General features: G+C 65.0%; 16 protein-coding genes and 1 pseudogene. 9 read left to right on the plus strand and 8 right to left on the minus strand.

Annotated features, from left to right (window positions below; genetic code table 11):
* Window positions 1-664 precede the first annotated feature (664 nt).
* From CRJ03_RS20400 to CRJ03_RS01120, 6 genes and pseudogenes are all read left to right on the plus strand, one after another.
* On the plus strand, window positions 665-865 hold the full coding sequence (locus CRJ03_RS20400; protein WP_276308218.1) for an AIPR family protein: 201 nt from the start codon (window positions 665-667) through the stop codon (window positions 863-865).
* Between the two features lie 83 nt (window positions 866-948).
* A complete protein-coding gene (locus CRJ03_RS01105; RefSeq protein ID WP_104017073.1) occupies window positions 949-1,122 on the plus strand; it encodes a CsbD family protein in 174 nt (57 codons plus the stop codon).
* Between the two features lie 113 nt (window positions 1,123-1,235).
* A complete protein-coding gene (locus tag CRJ03_RS20405; protein WP_276308217.1) occupies window positions 1,236-1,370 on the plus strand; it encodes a hypothetical protein in 135 nt (44 codons plus the stop codon).
* Window positions 1,371-1,483: 113 nt separating this feature from the next.
* On the plus strand, window positions 1,484-1,648 hold the full coding sequence (locus CRJ03_RS01110; protein ID WP_104017074.1) for a DUF3309 family protein: 165 nt from the start codon (window positions 1,484-1,486) through the stop codon (window positions 1,646-1,648).
* Window positions 1,649-1,710: 62 nt separating this feature from the next.
* Window positions 1,711-2,055, plus strand: a pseudogene (locus CRJ03_RS01115) (baseplate megatron protein TIM-barrel domain-containing protein); the annotation flags it as partial.
* A gap of 147 nt (window positions 2,056-2,202) precedes the next feature.
* Window positions 2,203-2,994, plus strand: coding sequence for a potassium channel family protein (locus CRJ03_RS01120; protein ID WP_104017075.1), 792 nt, complete (start codon window positions 2,203-2,205; stop codon window positions 2,992-2,994).
* A gap of 399 nt (window positions 2,995-3,393) precedes the next feature.
* Here the strand turns inward: CRJ03_RS01120 and CRJ03_RS01125 are convergent, their stop codons facing one another.
* From CRJ03_RS01125 to CRJ03_RS01140, 4 genes are all read right to left on the minus strand, one after another.
* Window positions 3,394-5,496: a N,N-dimethylformamidase beta subunit family domain-containing protein gene (locus tag CRJ03_RS01125; protein ID WP_104017076.1), complete on the minus strand. Its 2,103-nt coding sequence runs from the start codon at window positions 5,494-5,496 to the stop codon at window positions 3,394-3,396.
* 4 nt (window positions 5,497-5,500) lie between these two features.
* Window positions 5,501-6,796: a TRAP transporter large permease gene (locus CRJ03_RS01130; RefSeq protein WP_104017077.1), complete on the minus strand. Its 1,296-nt coding sequence runs from the start codon at window positions 6,794-6,796 to the stop codon at window positions 5,501-5,503.
* Window positions 6,793-7,275, minus strand: coding sequence for a TRAP transporter small permease (locus CRJ03_RS01135; RefSeq protein ID WP_104017078.1), 483 nt, complete (start codon window positions 7,273-7,275; stop codon window positions 6,793-6,795). Before CRJ03_RS01135 ends, CRJ03_RS01130 begins: the two co-directional genes overlap by 4 nt.
* Before the next feature lie 71 nt (window positions 7,276-7,346).
* Window positions 7,347-8,345 (minus strand): TRAP transporter substrate-binding protein, encoded by a 999-nt coding sequence (locus tag CRJ03_RS01140; protein ID WP_104017079.1) that lies wholly within the window; start codon window positions 8,343-8,345, stop codon window positions 7,347-7,349.
* A 113-nt stretch (window positions 8,346-8,458) separates the two neighbouring features.
* Between CRJ03_RS01140 and CRJ03_RS01145 the strand changes: the two genes are divergently transcribed.
* A complete protein-coding gene (locus CRJ03_RS01145) occupies window positions 8,459-9,349 on the plus strand; it encodes a LysR family transcriptional regulator (RefSeq protein WP_104017080.1) in 891 nt (296 codons plus the stop codon).
* A 100-nt stretch (window positions 9,350-9,449) separates the two neighbouring features.
* On the opposite strand, the gene CRJ03_RS01150 is transcribed toward CRJ03_RS01145, so the two are convergent.
* The 4 genes from CRJ03_RS01150 to CRJ03_RS01165 are packed head-to-tail and all read right to left on the minus strand — an operon-like array spanning window position 9,450 to window position 12,391.
* Window positions 9,450-10,373 (minus strand): OmpA family protein, encoded by a 924-nt coding sequence (locus CRJ03_RS01150; RefSeq protein WP_104017081.1) that lies wholly within the window; start codon window positions 10,371-10,373, stop codon window positions 9,450-9,452.
* Window position 10,374: 1 nt separating this feature from the next.
* Window positions 10,375-10,950 carry a peroxidase-related enzyme gene (locus CRJ03_RS01155; RefSeq protein ID WP_104017082.1) on the minus strand — a complete coding sequence of 192 codons (576 nt, stop codon included), beginning with the start codon at window positions 10,948-10,950 and terminating at the stop codon, window positions 10,375-10,377.
* Entirely contained in the window at window positions 10,947-11,672 is a 726-nt protein-coding gene (locus tag CRJ03_RS01160) for a GNAT family N-acetyltransferase (protein WP_104017083.1), read from the minus strand. Before CRJ03_RS01160 ends, CRJ03_RS01155 begins: the two co-directional genes overlap by 4 nt.
* On the minus strand, window positions 11,669-12,391 hold the full coding sequence (locus tag CRJ03_RS01165) for a competence/damage-inducible protein A (RefSeq protein WP_104017084.1): 723 nt from the start codon (window positions 12,389-12,391) through the stop codon (window positions 11,669-11,671). The genes CRJ03_RS01160 and CRJ03_RS01165 overlap by 4 nt, the downstream gene beginning before the upstream one ends.
* A 45-nt stretch (window positions 12,392-12,436) precedes the next feature.
* On the opposite strand from CRJ03_RS01165, the gene sfsA reads away from it, so the two are divergent.
* Window positions 12,437-13,198 carry a DNA/RNA nuclease SfsA gene (sfsA, locus tag CRJ03_RS01170; protein WP_104017085.1) on the plus strand — a complete coding sequence of 254 codons (762 nt, stop codon included), beginning with the start codon at window positions 12,437-12,439 and terminating at the stop codon, window positions 13,196-13,198.
* Window positions 13,176-14,072: a type I methionyl aminopeptidase gene (map, locus tag CRJ03_RS01175; protein WP_104017086.1), complete on the plus strand. Its 897-nt coding sequence runs from the start codon at window positions 13,176-13,178 to the stop codon at window positions 14,070-14,072. The genes sfsA and map overlap by 23 nt, the downstream gene beginning before the upstream one ends.
* Window positions 14,073-14,223: the final 151 nt, after the last annotated feature.

The raw sequence follows: 14,223 nt of genomic DNA on the forward strand, positions 1-14,223 counted from the left end.
CTCAGAACCTGGACTGCGAAGTCGGCGCCGGGACCAAAACCCACCGCGATTAGCTGTAACGGACCAGACATCTATCAACCTCCAACATTGTGATTGCCACATACTGCTGGCTTCGCACTCCGCTCGAATTGATGCAGATCAGTCAGGGCGCGATGAAACTGAAGGAATGTTCCTGTAAACCACTGGTCTCGGCAGTTCCCGATCGCTTGTTGCGGAACGCGTGATCCCTTGCGGTTCTGGTGAAAAAGACTCGATCAGACGCTCGTGGTCTAGACACCCCGGAAACTCACCTCGGAAATTAGTATTGTTTAGGATAAATACCTTACGACCCAGAGAACGTTGTACCTCCGTCCCGTCCGCTCCGCCACTTGCCCCTTTGATGCGCGTTCTCCCGATCCGGCTGCGGCCGGATTTTCTCGTTGTTTTCGAGGGTTATGCGGGAGGGGCTGTTAACCGGCCTTGGCGCCAGGTGGTCCGGAAGCGTTCTCTCCCGGCCGATACTCTGCGGACCTGTTGACTGCGTCGATTTGGTGTTCGGGTTGTAAGCCTTTGATATCGAATTTTTCCTGACTTGCGGCTAAGCACCTCGACTTCGGTCTCTACCGCATTTAAGCGACCGGGTTCGAACCTCGCCCGTTGTGGCGAGGTCAAAATATGAGCATAAATCGACGTTGCGGTCAGGTCGTTCGCAAGATCAGCAGACAAGGGAGGAAGACAGCGTCCCACCTGCTTTTTTCATCGGTTTTCGTCGGATGCATCCAAAGAAGTCGGACCGTTCATCTCGAAATACGCCAACAGTCAAAACAAGGTCAGCGCGGCGGATTTCTTCTCGAACCATCCGTTCCACATGAGGATGGAAGAGTAACCCGGCTTGATCTTGATCATTGCGCAATTCAGGAAACCCACTACCCTTTAAGTTTATACCGCGTGGCTCGAAAGGAGCACATCATGGGTAAGGATCGGGTGGTAGGTTCCGCGAAGGTCGTCAAGGGGAAGATCAAGGAAGCTGTCGGCAAGGCAGTTGGTGACGCCAAGCTTGAGACTGAGGGGAAAGCCGATAAGATCGAGGGCAAGGTTCAAAATGCCGTTGGCGGCGTAAAAGATGCGTTGCGCGGTGAATAGCGGTCAGGGCCTGGCGGCGCGGCCCGTGTGTCCGCGCCGCGATTCGGGTACCATGCCATGCAATTATCAGAATGGAGCGTTTTGCCATCGGAGCGCGTGAAAGGACGGCCACAATGAGTCGCAATGTTCTTTACTTGGTGATTGGCTTGCTCGCTGCAGGCGTCGCCGTCGTCGGCTACCTGTATTACCAGGAGAGCCAGAGCGACATCGACATCGGCGAGCACGGCGTCACGATAGAGGGGAACTAGCCGGTCCGGTTCTGAATGGCGACTGGGAGGTGTACATCCCGAACGGTGGCCAGCCGCATTGGTTTCGGGTCTAGTAATCAAACCAGCAGAGTCCTGCCAACGGAGGTAACGTCATGTCACTTGGTACCATTCTTCTTATCATCCTCGTCATCTTCCTTCTCGGGGGCTTCAGTGGTCGCTTCGGTGGCTACGGTTACGGCTTCGGACATGGCGGGATCGGCGTGATTGGTGTTTTGATCATTGTCCTTCTTGTTCTGGTCCTTACCGGACGCCTCTGAGGTCTCCGCCGCAGGAATCTGCGGTGATTTGGCCCGTCGGTTTGCGCAAGAACGATTCATGAATGCGGTGTCACGCCACCGCCGTCCGGTCGCACGGGTCACGCCGTTGGTCGGCGCCTCGGTGGCTGTGCCGACAGGAACCCAAGCCGATCCGCTTCACCGAGCTTGGCTGCCCCGCCATCGACCGTGGCACCAACCAGCCGAACGTCTTGTTCGACCCGAAGTCGTCGGAGAGCTTCACACCGCACTTCTCGCGGGGCTGGCGCGACGACGCGTTCCAGCGCGCCTGTCTCGAGGCGACCTATCTCTGGTGGGGCACCGCGGCAAACAAGCCGGTGTCCTCGGTCTACGGCGGCCGAATGGTGCATGTGCCGGAATGTGCCGGCTGGACATGGGACGCACGGCCCTAGGCGGCGCAATCGCAATGCAGCATCACGCTGCCGCAAGTAGAATGGCACCTGGCCTGAGGCGACCCCCGACTCTGAACGGATGGTGTCCGATCGCGAACGCGTTCAGACTTTCAAGAATTCTTGCCGTTCGGAAAGGAGAACCCCATGAAAGAGGCCCCCGACCCGCAGACTGATGCGCCGGAGGAAGAACGCGAGCGCTGGGAGGTGCTGACGCAGCTTGAGGATTGGTTGGAGCGACCGATGCTGGTCCTGTCCTTCATCTGGCTCAGCCTCGTCATCGTCGAACTCGTCTGGACGACCTCGGGCGTGTTCGAACTGCTCGGGACGATCATCTGGATCATCTTCATCGTCGAGTTCCTGCTGCGCTTCGCCCTCGCGCCGCGCAAGATCAAGTTCCTGCGACGCAACCCGATCACCATCATCGCCCTCATCGCGCCCGCCTTTCGGTTCCTGCGCGCCTTGCGCCTGCTGCGCCTGAGCCGCGGGCTGCGGCTCGTCAGGATCGTCGGCACCGCCAATCGCGGTTTCAGTGCGCTGCAGAAAAGCTTCGACCGCCGTGGCCTGGGCTATGTGCTGGCCACGACGGCCGTGGTCATCTTGCTTGGCGCGGGCGGGATGCTGGCCTTCGAGCCAGCACGTGAGGTGAGCGGCGGCTTCTCTGACTACGCTGACGCGCTGTGGTGGACGGCGATGCTGGTGACGACGACCGGGTCGGATTTCTGGCCGCTGACACCCGAGGGTCGGGTGCTCGCGCTGCTCCTGTCGATCTACGGCCTCGCAATCTTCGGCTATATCGCCGCCAGCCTGGCCACCTTCTTCATCGGTCAGGAAGCTGCGGCGCCGGACAGCGATGTCGCCGGTTCCCGCGAAATCTCGGCCCTGCGGGAGGAGATCGCGGCGTTGCGTGAGGAGTTGCTAGGGTCTGCAATCAGGTGAAGACGCCATCGCCGAACTGCCATTGTGCGGCCATGGGCGCAGAAATTTGCTTCTTATATATCAGTGCCTTAAGGTGGAGGAGGTTGGATGTCAGGCTCATTCCCTCCGCCATTTTGGCTCAAGGCGTTCCTCCATAATACTCTGATAGTAGGGGCATTTTCGGCGCTTTCGCGCTTGGTGCGGATTTCGATCTGCTTGATCTTCCGCATAAATGCGGGATTTCTCTGCCATGAGCATCGCGAAACGGGGCCGTCTCTCCTATCTACGGCGCTGCGTTCCGCGCCGGTATCGCGTGCGCCGAACCGCACGAAACGCTCGGGATCAGCCTGCACACCGATTCCGAGACGTTCGCCATGGATAAGGCGCTGGGCAAGAGCGAGGACAAACTGCGCCGTCGGGTTACGTGCCCGTCAGTTTGCGGCGCAGGTAGTTCTCCAACAGGCGCGAGACGTCGTTGTCGAAATCGTTCCACGGCAGGCTGCCGCAAAAGGTGATCGAGCCGACCGCAAAGACCGAGCCGCCCTCGGGCAGCTCGAAATAGATCAGGTCGGCGTGCTTCGCCTCTTCCTCCGGTCCACCGGTCAGGTTGGTCAGGTGGGTGAGCTGCTCTTCGGGGACCAGCATGAACGCGCGGTTGTCACCCGCGGAGCGTGCCAGCAAAACATGGTTTTGCGGCGAGCCGATGCGTTGATCGACGTGATCCAGCTCGAACCCCGCCGCGCCGTTGCCGCTGAACCCGTATCCGCCGAACAGATCCTCTGTCACGCCCTCGAAAAGCCAGTCGAAGGCCGGATCGTGGCACATCCGCTGATAAGGCGCGCCGTGAAACTCGCCCTGCGCGGCAAAGCCGATCCCGACCAGCGCCTGCGGTGCCCGCCCGCTGCGCCGCCACAGCCCGCCATAGGTGCCGTCGAAGGCGTTGTAATACTCGCCCGGCTCCGCCGCCCATGCGCGGATGCCGTCCTCGGCGCGGCGGATTTCCAGCAGGCTGTCATTCTCCGCATGCCGCGCGATGCGCCAGTAGAATCCGTTCCCCCCGAGATAGAGCAGGTGGCCGCCCGCATCCCGGTAGTCGCGCAGCGCGTCGAGCGTCTCGGCAGTGTGGTATTCCGGGTGGGTGGTGGTGGTGACGGCCTTGTAACCGGCCAGCACCTCGGCCCCTTCGGCGTGCAACTCGTGGTCGGTGATGACGTCATAGCCGATGCCCTTGGCGTGCAGCCAGCTTATCAGGTGGCTGTCGGCCGGGAAATGCCGCAGCCCCGAACAGGCGGTCGCCCCGAAGGTGAGGAACCCGGGCCGGAAATTGAACAGCGGTCGCCGGTGCGAGGCATGGCAGATGCCCGACCCGTCGGAATGGGTGTTGTAGGTCGACAGGCCGTAATCGGGATATTCCGCCGGGTTGTGGGGATAGGCCCCCCAATCGCGCATCCGCCCCTGCCATGCCGGATCGTAATCGGGACGGGCATGGTTGCCGTAGATGACATAGGTAAAGGTCGGGACGAGCACGCAGAGATCGGCGCGGCGCGTGCCCTTGGGCGGGCAGATGTAGAACGGGATGGCGTCGCTGCCGCAATCGCCCTCGATATGCATGACATAAACACCCGACGGCATGTCCTGGGGCACGGTCAGGGTGAAATCGGTCTGCCAGCCGAAATCATAGATGTCGTCCTCGTGGAAATGGATGGCGCCATAATGCTCGGGCTTGTGCCGCCAGCACATCTCCGAGGCGTCCCACGCCGACCCGGTCATCGCGCGGGTCGGAAAGTTGACGAGGTGCAGCGGCGGCCCGGCGGTGGCGGGGACGTCGCTGTGCGGGATCGAGGCCGACAGATCCCAGGCCGCGATCCTGCCGTCCGCGCCCGCGATGGCGGGGGCCTCGATCTTGCCGTTGAAGAAATGCCGCGCACCCGTGCCATCCAGACACGCCGCAAGGCCGATCGGGGCGGTGATCGCCCCGCATTGCAGCGGTCCCGTTTGTTCATGCGTCTCGCGGCTATGGTGTCCCAGGACCGTCTGGACAAGGGTTGCCCGGCCATCTTGCAGGCGCGCCTCTATGCGCGTCCAGCGATGCGGCGGCAGCGGCGCCCCGACGGTGACCCGCCCGTCCCCGGCCGCCACGAAGAGACAGCCCCCCGCGTCGATCCCCATGCGCAGCGGCCCGCAGGACAAAACCGCCTGGTCGCGGCCATTGAGATGCGTGGGCTGGACCGTCGCGCTCAGGCTGACGCCGCCTTGCGCGGGCAGCGTGACCGCGCCCTCCGTGTGGCCGTAAGAGCCGGGAAAGAAAGGCTGATGCCGCGCGGGCAGGTCGCGCGGCGCGAACCATGCGCTTGCATCTTCTTCGGTGATGCCCATGCCCGCCGGGTTCGGATCGGCGCAGATCGAGCGGGCCAGCCGCGCGCGGTAGCGGCCGCCCTCGGTCGAGGACACCTTGAAGGCGATCTCTTCGCCCGGCCGCGCCGAGAGACGGTCGGTATAGCCGGTCAGGGGAACTTCTTTCATGTGATTACCTCAGTTGCGGGCCGTAAACGAGATCGGGCAGCCAAGTCACCCAGCCCGAGAAAAACACCAGAAGCAGGATCATCAGCATGTACGGGATGAGCAGCGGCAGCACCCCGACCGAAATGTCCTCGATGGTGATCTTGCTGATCCTTGCCGCGACGAACAGGTTCACGCCGATGGGCGGTGTCAGGAACCCGATCTCGCAGGTCATCACGGTGAAAATTCCGAACACCACCGGATCGACACCGAGGCTGGTCACCAGCGGAAAGAACACGGCGGTAAAGATGATGATCTGCGGGATGCTCTCCAGCCACATGCCGACGAGGATGTAGAAAATCCCGATGAACAGCATGATGAGCCAGGGATAGGCCACCAGCCCCTGGAAGAGCGCCAGGATATCGCTGGGAATGTCGAAGATCGTCACAAGCTGACCGAACGCCTTGGTCGACCCCAGGATGAACAGGACCGAGCCGATCACGATGGCGGTGAACTTGAACGCGTGCAGCAGCTTGGCCCAGGTCAGCCCCTTGTAGATGAACAGCCCGACAAAGAGACCGTAGGCCACCGCCACCGCTGCCGCCTCGGACGGGGTAAAGATGCCGGCATAGATGCCGCCCAGGATCAGGATCGGCGCAAACACCGCCCATTTCCCTTCCCACAGCGCCCACAGCAACGGCCCCCAGCGAAACCGGTCCTCGGTGCCGCCGTAGCCGTTCCTCCACGAGATCACAAAGACCGCGACCATCAGCATCAGCCCCAGGACGACGCCCGGCAGGATACCTGCCAGAAACAGCCGCGGGATCGAGACATCCGTGACCAGCGCGAAGATGATCAGGAGGTTGGACGGCGGGATCATGCTGCCGAGCGCGCCCGCGGATGCGGCGATGGCCCCGGCAAAGCGCGAGCGATAGCCCTCTTTCTGCATCGCGGGGATGGTGATCGAGCCGATGGCGGCGGTGGTGGCGGGGCCCGAGCCCGAGAGCGCGGCAAAGAACATGCAGGCCACCACAGTCACCAGCCCCATGCCGCCCTTGTAGGCCCCGACAAGGCGTTTCGCGATGGTGACCAGTTTGTCGGACATCCCGCCCTGCTCCATCAACTGCCCGGCCAGGATGAAGAGCGGGATGGTCACCAGCGGGAACGGCTCGAACGCCGTCCACGCCGCCTGCGCAATCAGGGTCAGGGGAATATCGGCGATCAGCAGGCCCGCAACCGTGGCCAGCCCGGCGGCAAAGGGAATCGGCACGCCGATCGCCATCGCGAAGACGAAGGCCGCGGCCATGACAATAGGGCCATTCATAGCGGCAGACCTTTCCAGCCATCGCGGCCCCAGCGCCAATAGACCTGCCCGATGCGAAAGAGCATCAGGGCAAAGGCCATCGGGATGATCATCTGCACCCACCGCTGCTCGATCCCGAGGCCGGGGGTCATGTAGGTGACGTTGAACAGAAGCTGCGTGTAGATCGTGGTCTGCACGATCATGAAGATCACGAATCCGGCCCACAGCCCGTCGGCCAGCACCACCGCCCCCACCTGCAAGGCGCGCGGCAGGCGGTTGACCAGCAGCGTAATGCGGATATGCGCGCGTTCGCGCACCGCCATCGTGGCCCCGAGATAGATCGCGAAGATCATGCCGTAGACGGCGGTCTCCTCGGCCCAGGCGGCGGCGGTGGAAAAGAAATAGCGCAGGATCACCTGCAACAGCACCGATCCGACCACGACCACGAGGCAGATCGTGCAGATCACCTCTTCGAAATATCTGTCGATTTTGGACAACATTCCCCGGCCTCCACCCTGAAGGTGTCAAGAGGCATGGGGGCGAGTTGCCCCCATGCGGTGGTTCGGAGGTGTTACTCTGCTTCGGCGCGGATCGCATCGACCAGGGCGATGAATGCCTCGCCCTTGTCGGCGGCATAGCGGTCCTGCACCCGCAGCCCCGCCTCGATGAAACCGGAGCGATCGAATTCGGCCGTTTCCATGCCGCCCTCGCTGGTCAGGAAGGCGCGAATCTCGTCGATCCGCGCGGCCATCTCTTCGCGGTGATAGACGCCTGCCTCTTCTGCCGCCCGCATGACCGCGTCGCGCTGCGCCTGGTCCAGCTTGCCCATCACGCGTTCGCTGGCGAAAAGCGGCGAGAAGTAGGTGAAATGCTCAAGCACCGTGAAATAGGGCATGATCTCGTAGAACTTCTGCGACTTGATGAACGAGGTGCCGTTATCGGCCCCTTCCACCGTGCCGGTCTGAAGCGCGGTGGGCGTATCCGCCCAGGGCAGCGGGATGGGGGCCGCGCCGAATTCCTCGTAGGTGTCGATCATCACCTGGTTCTTGGGGACGCGAACCTTGAGCCCCGCCATGTCCTCGACCGAGGTGATCGGGTTGCGCGAGTTGTAGAAATCGCGATCCCCGACAAAGCCGTAGGTCAGCAGGTGCACCCCCGTGGCGGCATGAAGCTGCTCGGCAAAGTCGCGCCCGACCTCGCCTTCCAGAACGCGGTAGGCGTGATCCTTGTTCTGGAAGATGTAGGGCAGCACGAACGCATCCATCAGCGGAAAATGCGGAGAGATGTTGTTGCCGGTGATGATGAACATGTCCACCGTACCCAGCTGCATGGCCTTGAAGGCCTCGTCCTCGCCCATCAGCTGACCGCAGCAGCGCACCTTCACGTCGATGCTGCCATCGGTGTATTGCTCGGCCAGTTCCTCGAACTTGTCGGCAAGCACGGCATAGGTGCTGGTCTCGGCGGCGGCATAGCCGAGGTTGATGGTGACGTCCTGCGCCGAGGCGGCACCGGCCATGAGGGTGAGCGCCGCGATGGGCCCGGCGAAACGGTGAATGGGTGACTGTGACATGATTGCTCCCTGTTGCGTGCTGGATTTATTGATCTTGTTATCCAGGCAGGGTAGCCGGGCGCGATCTGCAAGTATAATATCAATTGATTAGTTTCTGATGCATAATAGGTATCATGAAAATCGGCCTCCGCCATATCCGCTATTTCCTGGTCCTCGCCGAGGATCTGAATTTCAGACGTGCCTCGGAACACCTGCACATCTCGCAACCGGCGCTCACCCGCACGATCCAGCATCTTGAGGCCGAGTTGCAGGTCACGCTGTTCGACCGGTCGCAGAACTTCGTGCGCCTGACCGATGCGGGACGCGCCTTTCGCGAGGGCGGGCAAAGGGTGCTGAACGGGATGGAGGCGACCATCGACCTTACCCGCCGCGTCAGTATCGGCGAGGCCGGGGCGCTGCGAGTCGGCTATACCGATTTCGCCATCGCCGACGCGCTGCCCGAACTGCTCAAGCGGTTTCACCAGGAACATCCCGGCATCACGGTGCGCCCGCATCACGGGGTCACGGCCACGCAGCTTCAGGAGTTGAAGGACGACAAGCTCGACATCGGGTTTGTCACCGGCCCGGTGCGGCAGCCGGGATTTCAAAGCCGTGTCGTGCAAACCGACCGTCCGATCTGCATCGTGCCCGAAGGGCACCGCCTGGCATCGCGCAAGTCGGTCGCCCTCGCCGATCTGGCGGACGAGGATTTCGTGCACGGACCGGCAGAGGCCTGGGCGCATTTCTACGACTATCTGTTTCCGCTGTGCCGCAAGGCGGGCTTTCAGCCGCGCATCGTGCAGGAGGCGTTCAATTCCGTGGGTATTCTCGGGCTTGTGTCCTGCGGCATGGGCATCACCATCCTGACCGAGAGCATCTACGATTTCGGAACCGGCGGGCTGGTGCCTCTTCCCATCCGTGACGTTGCCGATGTCATGGTGACCGAGGCGGTGTGGGTGTCCGAGAACCTGCGTCTGCCGACACAACATTTCGTCGATTTCCTGGAGCATCAGGAAAACAGCTGACTGCCCGGCGCGTCACGAAAATGGCCGCTCCGTGAGGGGCCGGAAATTTCCTGGAACGCTGCTCTGCCGATCCCCGAACCCGCGCCATCGCCCAACCCGCCTATTTCAAGAGCACCACCTCGACCCGGCGATTGATCTCGCGGCCCTCGGGCGTGTCGTTGGCCGCCACCGGCGCGAGATAACCCACGCCGCGCGCCTCGACGCGCGCGCCATCGACCCCGTGATCGGCGATGAGCCGCGCGCGCACCGCCTCGGCGCGCGCCTGCGACAGCGCGATGTTGGCGTCGAGCGCGCCGACGTTGTCGGTATGGCCCACCAGCGCGATCCGCGCTTCGGGGTCTTGGGCCAGGAATGCCGCCAGCGCCGCGAGGTCCGCGTGCGGCCCCGGCCCGAGCACCGCCTCACCCGAGGCTAAATCCAGCCCCCGCAGCACCACGTGCCCGGCCTCGCGCAGCGTGGCCTCGAGCGATCCCGTCCCGGCCTGTGGCGCAGGGTCGGCAGGGGCGGGCGCCGCCTCTGCCGTGCCGGCGGGCCCGACATGGGTGAGCTGCACATAGCCCCGCTCGCCCACGCGGCTGACGAACAGCATGACATGCTCGACCGCCTCGCCCGTGCCGCGCCGCGCCAGCAGGTAACGGTAATCGAAGAGGTTCACGAACATCGCGGGCGCCGGCAGCACCGGCACGGCAAAGCGGAAGCCAAACCCGCCGCAGCCATCCGCCGCGCAGGAGAATACCACCTCCCACCCGGATTTTTCCAGCGCCGCGCGCAGCGGGACCATCCGTGCCAGCGTGCCCAGCCCCCGCTCGGGCAGCCGCCACGCCCGACTGGTAATCGTCCCGTCGAGCCGCAGCCGCGATACCGCGCCGCCCTCCAGCGCGCCTTGCGGCAGGTGCACCGTGTCGGCCTCGCGGATCACCTCTGCCGTGCGTTCCGCGCCCTCGGGCAGCGGCAGGTCCTGCGCCTGCGCCGCCCCGGCAAGGAGCAGCAGCGCCACGAGCCACGCCGCCCGCCGCGCCCGCATCTCAGCGCGCCTGCGAATGGTAGTCGGGGTTGGGCTCCATCCCGGTGGCCGAGGCGACGCGGTTGGACATGTTGAAGAACCCCGCCACATTCGCGATGTCCCATATATCGCGGTCGGAAAAACCGTGATCGCGCAGCGCCTGCCGGTCGGCCTCCTCGACGGTGGCGCTTGCCGTTGTCACCTTGGCCGCGAAATCGAGCATCGCGCGCTGGCGCGGCTCGATATCGGCGACGCGGTAATTCATCACCATCGCCTCGCCCAATGCGGGATCGCCCGAGAGCGCGCGCACCGCCGCGCCATGCGCCACCTGGCAGTACCAGCACCGGTTGATCGAGCTGACCACCACGGCGATCATCTCGCGCTCGAGCTTCGACAGCCCCGAGGGCGCCAGCATCAGCGCGTTGTAGAGCCCGGCAAAGGCATCGAGCTTGTCGATATCGAACGCGTGCGCGCGCAGCACGTTGGGCACGAGGCCCAGCTTGTCCTCGCATATCTCGAAATAGCGCGCGGTCGCCTCGGGCAAGGGATCGACCGGCGGCAGGTCGAGCGCGGTGGGCTGGTCGTCTTTGCGGGTCATGGCTGCTCCTTCTGACGGTAATGATACGTGCCGACGCAGGAGAATCCCATCGCCGAATAAAGCCCGTTCGCCCCTTCGTTGGCCTGCGTGCAGATCACGGCGAGATGTCGCGCCCCTTGCGCGGCGGCCCAATGCGCGGCCTGAAGCATCATCAGCCGCCCCAGCCCCGCGCGCCGGTGGCGCGCGCGCACCTCCAGCGCGTGCACCATCGCCACGCCGTCGTGGATGGCCACGAACCCGGCGGCGGCGGGCTGATCCCCGAGCCGACCGAAAAGCCCCGTCTTCGGCCCCTCGACCCGCTCCATCACCGCCACGCGCGCGGGGCCGATGCCGCCCTCGGCCCAGATGTCGCGCATGATCTCCAGCGGCTCCCACACGGTAAAGGTGGTGACGCGCGGCGGCGTCTCGCCGGTCAGCGCGGCCACCGGCGCGACATGCAGGTTGACGGGATCAACCACGCGGTAGCCGCGCACCTCCAGCATCGCGTCGAGCACGTCATCGCCCTCGCGCACCTGAAAGAGCGGCCCCTGCCCCAGCGCCCGCATCGCCACCTCGGCGCGGTCGAGATCGTCCCCTGTCGCCGCGCCCGTCACAGTTGCCGCCGACACACGCTTGCCCCCGCCCCGTCCCTCGTGAATCGTGACCGGGCCCAGCGCACGGGTCGCGGCGGGCGGCCATGTCGCCTCGGTAACGGCGTAGAGCGCTTGGACATCGGGCATCATGCCGGGAACATCCCGGCCAGTTCGGCCATCGCCGCGTCGAGGCGCGCGCCATCCTGCCCGCGGATCACGATCTGCGCCCCGTGACAGCCGTCGCGGATGAACGGGTAGGAACCGACCGACAGGTCGGGATAGCGCGCCGCGAGATCGGAGAGTGGGGCGGCGATATCGCCCTCTCCGCGCCGCACCTCGTAGGATTGCGACAGGACCGGCGCGCCGCCGGTCAGCGTGGGCAGCACCGAGGCGAGCATCGCCTCGAAGATCGCCGGCACCCCGGCCATCACATGCACGTTCCCGAGGATAAAGCCCGGCGCGGCGCTGATCGGATTGTCGATCAGCGTGGCCCCATCGGGGATGCGCGCCATTCGCAGCCGCGCTTCGTTCAGGTCCTGCCCGCGCGCCTCGTAATGCGCGGCGAGGATGGCGCGCGCATCGTCGCGCACACCGATGGGCGTATCGAAGGCGCGCGCCACCGCCTCGGCGGTGATATCGTCGTGGGTGGGGCCGATCCCGCCCGAGGTGAACACAACGTTGAAACCGTCGCTCAGCGCCCGCACGGCGCCGATGATGGCCGCTTCGTCGTCATGCACCACGCGCACTTCGCCCAGGTCGATGCCGACATGGGTCAATTCGCGCGCGAGGTGATGCATGTTGGCATCGCGCGTGCGCCCCGAGAGGATCTCGTCCCCGATGACGAGCATGGCGGCGGTCGGGTTGGGCATGGCGGCTTCCTTGCAGTGGGTCCGGCCCCGGTATAGGCCCCGCCCATGCGGTTTCAAAGCCCCCTCCTGCGCGCCACCCTGCTCAGGCGCTACAAGCGGTTCCTCGCCGATATCCGGCTGGAGGACGGCACCGAGACGACAGCCCATTGCGCCAATCCCGGTGCGATGACCGGCCTCGCCACCCCCGGCACCACGATCTGGGTCGAGCGCAACGACGATCCCCGCCGCAAGCTGCGCTACGCTTGGCGGCTGGCCGAAACGGCCGGAGGTGCGCTCGTCTGCGTGGATACGGGTGCGGCCAACCGCGTGTTGCGCGCCGCGCTCACCGCCCGCGCGCTGCCCGCGCTCGCCGCCTATGACGAGGTCCGCCCCGAACAGCGCATCGGCGAAGCGAGCCGCGCCGATTTCATCCTGCGCGGTCCGGGCCTGCCCGAGGCGGTGGTCGAGGTGAAATCGGTGACGCTCGCGCGCGCGCCCGGGCGCGCGGAGTTTCCCGACAGCGTGACCGCGCGCGGTGCACGCCACCTGCGCGATCTGGCCGCCTGCGCGCGCGAGGGGCGGCGCGCGGTGCTGTTCTACCTCGTGCAGCGCAGCGACGCGACCGCGCTCGCCACCGCCGCCGATATCGACCCGGCCTATGCCGCGGCGTTTGACGCGGGCCGCGCGGCGGGCGTCGAGGTAATGGCTCACCGTGCCGAGATCACGCCCGACGGCATCACAATCGGCCCGGCGCTGCCGCTGGCCTCTGGTCCTCGCGGCGAAAACGGCCTAATTGGGGGAAAGTATGGAGAAATCGACGGGGCATGACGTGAACCAGACGCATCGAGGGCGCACCACGCGCGACGGCATCCGCATCCACGAGCCGGCGGATTTCGCAGGCATGCACGCCGCCGGACGGCTGGCCGCGCAAATCCTCGACGAGATATCCGAACACATCTTCGTGGGCCAGACCACCGAGGCCATCGACGCGCTCATCGAGCAGAAGATCAAGGCCGCCGGGGCGAAATCCGCCACCATCGGCTACAAGGGCTACCGCCACGCAAGCTGCATCAGCGTCAACCACGTGGTCTGCCACGGCATCCCCGGCGCGCCCATCCCCAAGAGCGGCAGCGAGACCATTTCGCGCGACCACGAGAAGCGGCGCGCCGACGACGCGCTGCGCGACGGCGACATCCTCAACATCGACGTGACCGTGATCGTCGATGGCTGGTTCGGCGACACCAGCCGGATGTACGTGGCGGGCAAACCCTCGCGCAAGGCCGAGCGGCTGATCCAGGTCACCCATGACGCGCTTATGAAGGGGATTGAGGCGGTGCGCCCCGGTGCCACCTTTGGCGATATCGGCCACGCCATCCAGAGCCATGTCGAGGCGCACCGCATGTCGGTGGTCCGCGATTTCTGCGGCCACGGGCTTGGCCGGGTGTTCCACGCGCCGCCCAACGTTTTGCACTACGGTCGCGCGGGCAGCGGGCCGCGGCTCGAGGAGGGGATGTTCTTCACCATCGAGCCGATGGTCAATCTCGGCCGCCCCGACAGCGTCGTGCTCGACGACGAGTGGACGGCGGTGACGCGCGACAAATCGCTCTCGGCGCAGTTCGAGCATTCCATCGGTGTCACGGCGCAGGGCGCCGAGATATTCACCCTCTCGCCCGCCGGTCGCTTCCACCCGACCCGCGCCTGACGCCGCCTCCGCCCGTGTCGCTATCAGACAAGACAGTCGCGTTCTGACATGAGAGCCTGCGCGCACCGGTCATTTCACCGGCCCTCGACGCATCCCGACCGTCCGCGCCCGCGCCCCGCACCGAGGTGCAGCGTCGCCCCCGGTCTGTCCG

It is taken from the genome of Roseovarius nitratireducens (assembly GCF_002925845.1).
In the GTDB taxonomy this organism is placed as follows: Bacteria; Pseudomonadota; Alphaproteobacteria; order Rhodobacterales; family Rhodobacteraceae; genus Roseovarius; species Roseovarius nitratireducens.